This is a genomic window from Pseudogemmobacter sp. W21_MBD1_M6 (assembly GCF_052119585.1).
GTDB lineage: Bacteria > Pseudomonadota > Alphaproteobacteria > Rhodobacterales > Rhodobacteraceae > JBGQOJ01.
This window is the reverse complement of sequence record NZ_JBGQOJ010000032.1, coordinates 24,966-34,649: the sequence shown is the minus strand read 5'-3', so window position 1 is coordinate 34,649 and position 9,684 is coordinate 24,966. Positions and strand designations below refer to the sequence as shown.

Here is a 9,684-nt window from a genome sequence, read left to right as displayed (position 1 = left end):
GCATCCAGCGGTCAAGACGGCGATCGAGATCAGCATCGCTTGTGGTGTCCACCTCATGGCGGGTTTCCTTTGCTATGGTCATGGTGCGGATGCGGGCCTCGGTGCGGCGCGCGGCATAGGCCGACGCGCCCGCCGCCCGACCGCTGCGCCACAGTGTGTAGAGGGCGACGATCACCGCAAGTACGAGTGCGCCCGCAAGGGCAACGCGCCGGCCGAGCACCGGGATCAGCGATAGACAAAACGCGGCCATCTTACTGACCCCCACCCGAGCCCGGGCTGCGACCCGTCCGATAATCCTCGATCCGTGCGGCTCGCGCCCGGACCGCATAAATTATCACGCCTGCAAACAGCAGCGCCCCGATCCAGGGCAAGAGGGTAGGCAACGCGCCCTCAAGGCCGAACAGGACCAGCGCGCGGGCGGCAATGCCCTGTGCCGCCTCAATCTGGTCCAGCGCCGGCGTGATCTGACCGGCAACGGATCCGGCAACCGATCCCGCGACGCCGATCGCCCCGAGGCCGATCTGGGCATTGGCCGCCGTCACGATCCGCGAGCCCTCGGGCATGCCGGCGGCCCGCTCGGGCGACACGGCACGGCACGGCGCGCGGGCCAGCGCGTCGACGAGCTCTGCGTCGATGATCGGCACCAGTGGCAGATCCTGATCGGCGCGGAACGCCAGGATCGCGCCGCGGGTGCGGCTGCCCAGGCTTCCATCCGCGTGGCCGACCTCGTGATAACCCAAACCGTCGAGGACCGTCTGCACCTGCGCTGTGCTCATCGTCACGCGGGGGGCGACATTTCCGGCCCGGCGCACGCCGAGCAGCTTTGACGCCGCATAGCGCTTGATACTCACAGCATCGCCCTGATTGCCGCCCAGCACCTCGATCATCTGGCCGGATTGCGCGACAAAGAAGCCGACATGGCCCTGCCAGGACGAGCTGCCGCGCCGGAACACGACAATGTCGCCCTCTTGCGCCTCCGCGAGATCCACCGGAACGCCCCACTCCAGATAGGAGCGCGCCGTCAGTTTCCGCGTCGAGCGCAGACCGGCCTGCTCGAGGCAATGCCCGACAAAGGCCGCGCACCAGGCCACATCATCATGTTCGACCCAGTCCTGACCGATGGTGGCATACATCTCGAGGATCTTCGGATTATCCGCAGGGCCCGGGCCTTCGGTCGTGCCGATATAGGTGTGGGCGATATCATAGGGCGTCATGTGGCTCTCCCATGCCAAAGGAACCGCCGCCCGGGATAGGCGGCGTGTGTGATCTTGTTCGGATTGATGCGGGGTTACTTCTTGCGCCCGAGCCAGCTGCAGATCAGCGCCTCGGCCCCGCGCGGGCCAAGGTAGGCCAGCGTCGCCACAAGACCGGTGCTGACCGGCTGGCCCAGCCCGAGGTAATTCGCCGCCGCCTCGCCGATGATCGCCATGCCGATGGCAACCGGGATCTCCCACAAGAGCTCCTTGCCGAAGAACCGCCGCCGGCCCAGCTTGACCTCGCCCGAGTGATACATCAGCCGGCCGGTGAAGGCCCCGATCAGCGTGGTGACCGCCCCGCCGAACAGCGCATTGATGGTCTCGATGAAGCTGTTGTCGCCGCCCATGCCTGCGCACCCCTTTTCGATAATGATGGTTAGAAACTGCCGCCATCAAGCAACTCGTCCCAGCCGTCGTCACTGGCATTGCGGATGCGCAGCACCGGCGGGCTGGTGCTGGTGTCGAACCAGGTCATGCCGGGCTGCGTCGCGGTCGGCGCCGTGGCTCCGGCATTGGCCGACTGGATCGCGGCCAGAACCTCGTTGAGGCGGGTTCGTACCGCGAGACCCGCATCGTTCTCGATCACATAGCTGTTCGTTTGCGCCATCGATGTGTGTCCAGTTCCTGTTGCGATGAAGGGCACGGCTTGCCGCGCTGGCGGCGAAGCCCGCAGGCAGCGACACGTGGTTCAATCCGAGTTGAGCGCAGCATCAGGCCACCTCGTCTGCATAGAGCCGCAACTGCGTGACCACCGGCGTGAAGGCCGGATCGGCCGTGCTCAACCACGCCCGCGCCTGCACGGCGCGCGCCTCGATTTCATGATTGTCGACGCGGCTCCACGGGCTCCAGACCGGAGTGCCCGCCGGATCATCGTCGGTGTCCCGCACCTCGAGCACCACATCGATCTCGGCGCCTTCGGAGCCGTCGAAGTCGGCCCAGGTGTCGATCGGCTCCAGACGTGCGTCGATCCGGTCCAGGAGCGCCAGGGCGCCGACGCTGATCTGGCTGCGCAGGCGAAGCAGGCGCACCGTCCCGAAGTCCAGCCCCGCGCCGAACTCGTAAAGGCCGGAGGTCTGCACAGTGGAGGGGGTGCCCTGCGCATCGAGCACCGTGCTCAGGCGCAGCGTCGCGCCCACCACGTCGAGGCCGGTCTTGCCGCCGGCAAACAGCCCGTCCGCCTGCAAGGCGTCGATCGGGGCAAAGGCCAGGGCCTGCGCGCCCTTGCTGGCCACGGCCGTGACCGGTCCCTGCCGCCCGCCGCTGCCCCGCCAAGGGCCACAACGCCAAGCACGATGGGCGGCATGTCAGACCCTCCAGGCCAGGGTGCAGGCTTCAAGCGGCAGGAGCGTCAGGCCGGGACCTGCGACAAAGCCGGCCTTGGCGCCGAGGCAGACCCCGAAGGCGGGGTCCGCGCCCCCGAGCACCAGATCGCCGCGCTGCGCCGAAAGCGGGGAGGCCAAGGGCGCGCCCAAAAGATCACGGCCCATCGCCTCAAGGCTCTGCCAGCCGCACCGCACCATCACCCGCCGCGCACCAAGGGCGGTGGTATAGCGGCCGCGCCACAGGGCGGCCACATCCGCGCCGCCGGTCAGGGCGGCGCGCAGCTCAAAGGCCCAGGTGGCGCAGTCATGCGTGCCCCAGACGAAAGGCCGGGTGCGGGCGTGCTCAACTATCCCTGCCAGACGGCTCTGCCAATCCGCCGTCCTCATCCGCGCCCCCATGTGATTTCCCTGTCCTGAATGCTGGTGACAAACGCGAAGCCCATGTCGCCGGGATGCAGCGCCTGCTGGCTTTCATGGGTGTAGCGCCAGCTGCGCGCGGTATTGAGATCGATCAACCGGCTCTCGTAGCTGATCGTGACGGTGCAGCTCTGCGCGTCGTCGGTGATCTCCGGCACATCAAGCCGACCGGTGAAGGCCTGCACCGGATCGGCAATGAGGCCGCGCTCCTCGGTGAGCAGCCCGAGCCAGACCCGACCGGGCAGGCCCTGGCGCGCCTCGTCGATCGCCAGCGCCACCATCTCGAGCGGCACGCCGGACAGCGAGATCGAGGTGCCGCTGGCGACCACCTGTTCGGCCTCTTCGATCGACCCGAGCCCGAGGAGCGATCCGGCACCGGTCCAGATCTTGCCGTCCCAGTCGATCGCGCCAAGCCCCGACCAGATCCGCACCAGGCCCGAGGCGAAGGCGCCCTCGAAGAAGATCACCGGCCGCAGATCCTGTGCCGCCAACGCCGCACCGAAGGCCGTTGTCATGTCCCGGCTCATCAAAGCGCCTCGCGGGCGGTGATGGAAAAGCGGTAGCTGTCGGCACGGCCGATCCGCGTCGGCACCGGCGCTGTCAGGCGCAGCGCCACCGCCGGTGCTGCCACGTCAAGCACCGCACCGCTGAGCGGGGCGCTGCGCAATCGCGGCACAAAGGACAGGGTGGCCAGCCCAGCGACATCGGCGGTGGCATCGGCCGTCACCTGATAGAGCCGGGTGTTCTCGTCTGAACCAAGGGAGAAGAAGTCGCCACAGAGCAACGCGGGCGCGGTCGCAGCCCATCCACCGGTCAGAAGCATCGTCCCGCTTTGGCCCGCGCCAACCACGACAGGCGATGCCGTCATGTCAGGCTGCGCAATCGAGGGATCGGGCAGCAGGAACCGCCCCCGCATCCCGCCAAGGGCCGTCAGAAACGCCGACAGCCGCCGCCCGTCGTGGCCCTTGGTCATCGCCATCTCGAAGCTGTACTCCCACCATTCGCCGCCCCAGTCCTGCACCTGTTGGGTTCCGGTGAAAGACGACGTCGATGCGGTCACGGCGGTGACCAGACGCCGCTCCAGGCTTTCGATCAAGGTCAGGGGCAGTGCCGGAACGCTCATACCGCATACCCCCGGTTGCGCCGCCCCGCGACGCTCTGGATGGCGATCCGCTGGATCTCGGGAAGGGCGGCGCGCAGCTTGGCGTCGATCTGCTCGGCGACGCCCGCCTGCGCCCCGCGCGCATCGATATGCAGGGTCACGCCACCGCCAGTCGACCCGCCGCCATAGCCCGCGGTCTCGCGCCGGCTCAGCACCCGCTCGCCGCGCTGCAGGATGGCGGGGACTGGCGCATTGGCCCAAACCAGTGCCGCCGCATTGAGCGAGTCCTTTGCAACCGGGTATTTGCGCGATTGAATCGTGCGTGCCAACTTCGGTCCCAGCCCCGCGCCGATGATTTGCATCCGCCAATCAGTTTTCAGGCCGGTCGCCACCACTGACATTGATTGCGACACGGCCCGCTCACCCGCGGCCACCTCTTCGCGCATTTGCGCCAGAATGTCGCCGACCACCGCCACATCAATCCTCATAGCAACCGCGCCTCGCAGCGTAAAATCATCCGCTGGGCATCGCGTCGCGGCTCGGACCGGATTTCATAGATGTCGCCGTCGATTTGAACGGTGTCACCAGGGGCCATGTTCGGGATTTCAGACAGCCGCAGGGGCCGCAGCCCGCGCCCCGATGGCGTGAAGGCCAGTTGTAGGTTCAGCGGGTCTGCCGCCGCAGCTGTTGATGGTCCAATCCGCCAGTTTGCAGGCAGGCCGATGTCGCTTTCGCTGATGGCGATCGGGGTGACGGCAGTGTTCAGCACGACGACTCGTGCCCCGGCCGGGGTGGGGTTGGCGATCGAACTTTCCGTGCCGAACTGGCCGCGCAGCAGGTGGGTCAGCCGCCAGCGCCCCGGGCTTTGCAGCGATGCCGTCGCGAATTGGACAATTTCCCAGGCATCGGGGGCCGTTTCGATAGCCAGCGCATTGCCCCCAGCCAACAGCGCCTCATCGTCGAGGCTGCTGAATGTGCCGGAGGCCATATCGATCCAGAGCTCGTTGCCATTGTCAAAGCGCCAGACCGGGCCTGCGTAAAAATCAAACGCCAAGGTGCCCAACCGCGCAGGCTGGCCGACTGTGCCAAGTGCTGTGAAACCGTCAGTCGAGGGGCTGCGCCAGATCAGCGCTGATCCATACCAAGGTGCCGCGAAGACCGCGGCATAGGGGCGATGGGCAGGAATATCGTCAGCCAGTTGCGGCAGGTTCATCAGGATCGCCGCCGGGGGGCCAAATACCGTCGGCGCTATGAACGCGGGCGTGCGCTCCGGCCCCGGCGGCAGATCATAGAGTGTTTGATCGGTCCGCTTGGCCTCGATCCGCCGCGCGCCGCCATCGGTGATGCGGGCCAGAACATAGTATGGCGTGCGGCCGTCATGTTCGAGGCGGATCACATCAGTCGGGTCGAGAGCCAACCGCGAGGGTGGCAGGGCGAACGCCGCATCCTCTCGCGCGACCCATTCCTCGTGAAGCGCGCGGCGGGCGGCACGATCGGCGAGTGCGGCAGGATAGACGATCGGAAACTGCTCGGTGCGGACGCGCGCGGTGTCGACGGTGATCCGCCGCGCCTCGACCGACAGCGCGCCATAATCCTCGTCGGGCATCATCAAGCGCCATTTCAACGCGCGGGGCAGTTCGGTTTCCTGCGCGCGGGTGAAGCTGATGTCCTCGGCATTGCGCTCCGTAATCACCAGCGTCTCGGCAGCGATCTGGGCCACGGCAGGCTGCCCGCGCGGCACAAAGCGCAATTGCCCGCCGGTCTCGACGACATCAAAGCCGTAGAACTGTGCCAGCGGTGCGATCGACGCGCGGGCGCTTTCAATGGCGGTGATCGCATAGCCAGGCACCGTCGCGGCCAGCTGCGTCACATCGATCATCGCGTCAGGCACGCCACCCGTCCGGCACAACTCCCGAACCAGTTCGGCAAGGCCACATCCGCCGATCCGGCCGGTCAACCAATGGCCAAGGCGGTAGTTGTCGATATCAGACCAGACGTCGGAGCGGACCGGAAAGGCCGGATAGGGCCGCGCATCCCATGTCCAGATGGCGATCTCGGCGACATCGATCATCCGGCCTGCGTAAATTCCGGAGGCCGGGTTGTTTGCGGGGTCATTCCAGTACGGGAAAAGCGCCTCGATGTAGCGCCGCTGCACCAGATCATCCTGATAGCCCCGCGAATTATAGGGCAGGAAGGACTCAGACGACTTGGGGTCGTAAAAGACATTCGGCTGGTTGGTGCCGCGATCGACGGCAGGCGCCCCGGCTTCGGTGAAGCGGATCGGTTTCGATTGCGGCAACCAGTCGGTGGGTGATCCGCTCTCAACGCGGCCGGGACGGTTGTTGTGCTGGTTCGTCCACCAGCTGCGCAGATCCTTGGTCCGGAACACCCAAGGTTTGCCATAGGTGCCATCGGTGATCGGCGTGCGAATTTGGGCGGTGCGATCGCCGTCCGAGGCATAGAACCAGTCAAACCCCTCGCCGCCTTCGATGTTCGACTGCAGATAGGGCAGATCGTAAATCGCGGGCCAGCCCGTCAGGGCGTCGAGGTGCTGATCGCCATCGCGCCAATCCGACAGCGGCATATAATTGTCGATGCCGATGAAATCGATGTTGGCATCGGCCCAGAGCGGATCGAGGTGAAAGAACAGATCGCCGGTGCCACCCTGCGGCTGGTGACCGAAATATTCTGACCAATCGGCCGCATAGCTGAGCTTGGTGCCTGCGCCGAGGATGCTCCGGCACGAGGCGGCAAGGCTCTGAAATGCTGTCACCGCCGGATAGGTACTGGCGCCCGACCGGATTTGCGTGAGCCCGCGCAACTCGCTGCCAATCAGGAAAGCATCGACGCCACCGGCCGCCACGCAGAGGTGGGCATAATGCAGGATCATTCGGCGCAGGCCCCAGTCGGTCGGTGATCCGGTCCATGACACCGACGTGCCCGACACCGCGAAATTGCCAGGCGCGGCCGCCCCAAAGAACGCCGACACCTGCGTTGCCGCTGCCGCCGTTTTGTCGACGGTGCCCGCGAACCCTGCGGCGGGCGAACACGTGATCCGGCCGCGCCAGGGATATTTCGGCTGGCCAAGGGCCGCGGCGTTGTCCGAATAGGGGCTCGGCAGCGTGTTTGCCTCGGGCATATCCATCAGCAGGAACGGGTAGAACGTCACCCGAAACCCGCGGGCCTTCAGTTCTTGAATGGCCTGCACGACAGAGAAATCGCTGGGGGTGCCGCCATAGGCCGGGCTGCCATCGATTTGCGAGACCACATAAGCGGCCGAGCGGCTCACGCCATTCACTGCCCAAAGCTTCGGTGCCGTAACCTTGGTGGCCGTTTCCACGCCGGGCCTGATCTGGCAATTGCCCGCCCGCAGGTCTGTGCCAAACCACGCCACCACCAGAGACACCGATTTGCAGTTTGGCGCCGTGGCTTCCAACTGATCCAGCGACGTCAGGAAGTCGCACTGCCCGCCGCTGGAATTGACGTTTTCAGGCTGGACAGCACCGCTGCCAATGTTGCGGGTGATCGGCTCGGTGGCATAGATGAACTCGCCCGAGGACGGGATCATGTTCACCGCCGTCAAGAGCTGCTCTGCGCTGTCGGGTTCCTCAGAAGGACGGTAAACCTCAAAGGACAGTTGAGGCAGCCGGTTGCCGAAAATGGCCAGCGGGAGGTTCTCAAACACGATGTAAGCGGTGCCGCGATAGGCCGGGGCGAGCCCTGCGCCCATCGTCGCCTCGATGAACGGATCGGGCATCTGGGTTTCTGTGCCGCGATGCAGCCGCCAGATGGCGCCCGGCACATCGAAAGCGCTGCCATCTGCCCAGATACGACCCACGCCGCCGATCGGGCCAGTAGCAATGGCGACAGCGATGCTCGCGAAATAGCTGTAGTCCTCGACAACCACGCCACCACCACCGCCTTTTCCGCCACCGCCCTGGCGTGTCTCGGAATAGACCTCGCGGAAATCTGTGGCCCAGATGATGTTGCCGCCGACCCGCATCCGGCCATAGATACGCGGGATCACGGCACCCTCGGTCGCACTGGTGACGCGTAATTCATCGAGCCGCGCGCCCTCCTGCCGCTGGTCGGGGGCAAAAGAGGCATTGAGGCGGGAATCGATCGTGGTGCCGATCAGCGAGCCGATGCCACCGCCGATCGCGGCCGCCGACAGGCCAAGAATGGAGCCGCCAATACTTCCGCCAATTGCGGAGCCGATGCCGCCCAGAACAATTGCTGCCATGCTGTCTTACCTTGGATAGAGAAATGCGAAGGCCGCCTTGCGCACCCAATGAGGGCGCCAGGGCTCTTCAATGACGCCCGCGCCCTCATAGGCGTGGATCAGACCGGTCTCGCTGCGGATGCCGCAGTGTTTGGCAGGGGTGTTGCGGGCCATGCGAAACAGGATCAGCGCGCCCGGCGCTGCCTCTGCGATCGGGATCTCCAGCAGGAGCCGTCGCGCGGCTTCGGCCAGCACTTCCGCCCCACCTGCCTCGCCCCAATCGCGGGTATAGGGCGGCGGAATTACCGGCTCCGGCCCGTAAAGATCACGCCAGATGCCGCGGGCAAGGCCGAGGCAATCACAACCCGCGCCCAACACGCTGGCCTGATGGACGTAGGGCGTGCCGAGCCAGACCCGCGCCGCGGCGATCACAACATCAGGGGCAGCGTTCATAGCGGCTGCCCGGTGCTGCCATCGCCTTGGGTGGGATAGCGTACGATGGTGTCGTCGCCGGGGATCGACGGGAAGCCGCGAAAGTTCACCTCATTGCCGAACTTGGTCCGGCAGGTCGCAAATTGCTTGTCGCAGCCTGCCTGAATGAAGAACCCGTCGCCCAGCGCAATTATGCGCACGGGCGCTTCGATCAGCGTGATTTGCGCGGTCCCCGCCGAGATTGTATGGATCGACACTTCCGCCCGCCGCCCGGCATTGGCACCACTGGTCCATTCCACCCGGCCCAGTGCGAACCAGTTTGGTGCAAACCCACCGAGCCCGGCCGTCGCAAAACTGCGATCGCCTGACGCAGCGGCCACAGACCCGCTGCCCGAATAGCTGGGCGCGGCCAGATTGACCCCGCAGCGCGCGTCGCCGAGTTCCGCGTCGCAGTAATATTGATAGGTGCGCCCCACCGGCTGATTGAGAAAATGCGTGAGCGACCGCACCTCGGCGACAAAAACCTGTTTGCCGCGCCTGATCTGGCCGAGATTGCCGCGCCGCATCAGCACCCGCTGTGCGACGTTTTCCCAGTTCACCCGCCACACTTCGATCGCGGCATTGTCCCAGCGCCCGTCCAGAATATCGGTCTCGGTGATCCGGTCTGAGCGCAGCGCCCCTTCGGCATCCTGCCCGTCGACCGAGAAATCGGCACTGGCGCGGATTTCGGAGGCGGCAAAACCGGTGTCGGGCTCGTAACTCATGCCCGCGATTTCCAGCGGGCGATCATGGTCGGTGAAACCAAAGATCACGCCATCGGCCCGCTCGATACGCCAACACCACGCCAGGGTGGTCGTGCCATCATCCAGATGCGCTTGCATGCCGATCGGGAGAAGTTTCATTCGGGGTGACCCCTTTTTAAAGAGTTGTCGG

The 9,684-nt window shown here is 65.8% G+C and carries 11 protein-coding genes and 1 pseudogene; all 12 read right to left on the bottom strand.

Translation table 11 applies throughout. From position 1 onward, the window contains the following. Positions 1–250, bottom strand: a 250-nt coding sequence (locus ACEN2R_RS18975; RefSeq protein ID WP_442044261.1) for a hypothetical protein, incomplete at its 3' end; no start/stop codon positions are given. A 1-nt stretch (position 251) separates the two neighbouring features. After that, a complete protein-coding gene (locus ACEN2R_RS18970) occupies positions 252–1,214 on the bottom strand; it encodes a TIGR02594 family protein (RefSeq protein ID WP_442044260.1) in 963 nt (320 codons plus the stop codon). Between the two features lie 74 nt (positions 1,215–1,288). Next, on the bottom strand, positions 1,289–1,603 hold the full coding sequence (locus ACEN2R_RS18965) for a phage holin family protein (protein WP_442044258.1): 315 nt from the start codon (positions 1,601–1,603) through the stop codon (positions 1,289–1,291). Positions 1,604–1,632: 29 nt separating this feature from the next. Beyond that, the gene (locus tag ACEN2R_RS18960; RefSeq protein WP_442044256.1) at positions 1,633–1,863 is read right to left on the bottom strand and encodes a hypothetical protein; all 231 of its coding nucleotides are present in this window, start codon (positions 1,861–1,863) and stop codon (positions 1,633–1,635) included. A gap of 103 nt (positions 1,864–1,966) precedes the next feature. Next, complete coding sequence (locus ACEN2R_RS18955) at positions 1,967–2,488, bottom strand: hypothetical protein (protein WP_442044255.1); 522 nt, start codon at positions 2,486–2,488, stop codon at positions 1,967–1,969. Positions 2,489–2,560: 72 nt separating this feature from the next. Then, on the bottom strand, positions 2,561–2,965 hold the full coding sequence (locus ACEN2R_RS18950) for a DUF6950 family protein (RefSeq protein ID WP_442044254.1): 405 nt from the start codon (positions 2,963–2,965) through the stop codon (positions 2,561–2,563). Further along, positions 2,962–3,522 carry a hypothetical protein gene (locus ACEN2R_RS18945; protein ID WP_442044252.1) on the bottom strand — a complete coding sequence of 187 codons (561 nt, stop codon included), beginning with the start codon at positions 3,520–3,522 and terminating at the stop codon, positions 2,962–2,964. The genes ACEN2R_RS18950 and ACEN2R_RS18945 overlap by 4 nt, the downstream gene beginning before the upstream one ends. Next, the gene (locus tag ACEN2R_RS18940; RefSeq protein WP_442044250.1) at positions 3,522–4,118 is read right to left on the bottom strand and encodes a hypothetical protein; all 597 of its coding nucleotides are present in this window, start codon (positions 4,116–4,118) and stop codon (positions 3,522–3,524) included. The genes ACEN2R_RS18945 and ACEN2R_RS18940 overlap by 1 nt, the downstream gene beginning before the upstream one ends. Then, positions 4,115–4,585 carry a DUF6441 family protein gene (locus tag ACEN2R_RS18935; protein ID WP_442044249.1) on the bottom strand — a complete coding sequence of 157 codons (471 nt, stop codon included), beginning with the start codon at positions 4,583–4,585 and terminating at the stop codon, positions 4,115–4,117. The genes ACEN2R_RS18940 and ACEN2R_RS18935 overlap by 4 nt, the downstream gene beginning before the upstream one ends. Positions 4,586–4,608: 23 nt before the next feature. Continuing rightward, a pseudogene (locus tag ACEN2R_RS18930) lies at positions 4,609–8,340 on the bottom strand (baseplate multidomain protein megatron); the annotation flags it as partial. Between the two features lie 6 nt (positions 8,341–8,346). Beyond that, complete coding sequence (locus ACEN2R_RS18925; RefSeq protein ID WP_442044247.1) at positions 8,347–8,772, bottom strand: peptidase; 426 nt, start codon at positions 8,770–8,772, stop codon at positions 8,347–8,349. Next, entirely contained in the window at positions 8,769–9,653 is an 885-nt protein-coding gene (locus tag ACEN2R_RS18920) for a DUF2163 domain-containing protein (protein WP_442044246.1), read from the bottom strand. The genes ACEN2R_RS18925 and ACEN2R_RS18920 overlap by 4 nt, the downstream gene beginning before the upstream one ends. Positions 9,654–9,684: the final 31 nt, after the last annotated feature.

Coding starts and splice junctions, on each gene's coding strand:
- ACEN2R_RS18965 (WP_442044258.1), bottom strand. CDS start 1,603: ATGGGCGGCGACAACAGCTTCATCGAGACCATCAATGCGCTGTTCGGC.
- ACEN2R_RS18925 (WP_442044247.1), bottom strand. CDS start 8,772: ATGAACGCTGCCCCTGATGTTGTGATCGCCGCGGCGCGGGTCTGGCTC.
- ACEN2R_RS18945 (WP_442044252.1), bottom strand. CDS start 3,522: ATGAGCCGGGACATGACAACGGCCTTCGGTGCGGCGTTGGCGGCACAG.
- ACEN2R_RS18940 (WP_442044250.1), bottom strand. CDS start 4,118: ATGAGCGTTCCGGCACTGCCCCTGACCTTGATCGAAAGCCTGGAGCGG.
- ACEN2R_RS18935 (WP_442044249.1), bottom strand. CDS start 4,585: ATGAGGATTGATGTGGCGGTGGTCGGCGACATTCTGGCGCAAATGCGC.
- ACEN2R_RS18960 (WP_442044256.1), bottom strand. CDS start 1,863: ATGGCGCAAACGAACAGCTATGTGATCGAGAACGATGCGGGTCTCGCG.
- ACEN2R_RS18950 (WP_442044254.1), bottom strand. CDS start 2,965: ATGAGGACGGCGGATTGGCAGAGCCGTCTGGCAGGGATAGTTGAGCAC.
- ACEN2R_RS18920 (WP_442044246.1), bottom strand. CDS start 9,653: ATGAAACTTCTCCCGATCGGCATGCAAGCGCATCTGGATGATGGCACG.
- ACEN2R_RS18970 (WP_442044260.1), bottom strand. CDS start 1,214: ATGACGCCCTATGATATCGCCCACACCTATATCGGCACGACCGAAGGC.